The 468-nt window shown below is 72.0% G+C and carries 1 protein-coding gene; it reads right to left on the bottom strand.

Annotation, left to right across the window (positions count from 1 at the left end):
* Positions 1-468 (bottom strand): translation initiation factor eIF-2B alpha/beta/delta subunit family protein (locus FLQ44_RS21195; RefSeq protein WP_206209044.1); only part of this gene is annotated, 468 nt, incomplete at both ends.

Here is a 468-nt window from a genome sequence, read left to right as displayed (position 1 = left end):
TATTGCAGTGCGTCAGCACACCTGAGCCCGGCGCGATCAGTTCGGCGCCAAGGCGCCCCATGTAGCGGTTGGCGGCCAGATCTTCGGCTTCGATCGCGGCGGCTTCGGCTTCGATGCGTGCGCGCCAGTCGCTGCCGCTGCCGACCAGGGCAGCGCGCATGCGGCGCAGGGCCCAGGCCAAATTGACCGCGGTCGGCCGCGAGGCGTTGAGCGTGGCCATCGCGGGTGCCAACGCCTCGGCGGCGCGGGCACCGTCGGCGGCCTGCACGTCGCGCGCAGCCAGTACAACGCCCCACGCAGCGGCGATGCCGATGGCAGGCGCACCGCGCACCACCAGGTCGTGGATGGCACGCGTCACCTCATCGCTGCTCTGGCACAGCACGCGCTCCTGATGCTGCGGCAGCAGGCGCTGATCCAGCAGGTCCAGCGCGGCACCGGCCCAGCGCACGGCGCGAACCCGGTCGTATG

It is taken from the genome of Vogesella mureinivorans (assembly GCF_007644035.1).
Lineage (GTDB): Bacteria > Pseudomonadota > Gammaproteobacteria > Burkholderiales > Chromobacteriaceae > Vogesella > Vogesella mureinivorans.
This window is presented reverse-complemented; position numbering and strand designations above follow the sequence as displayed.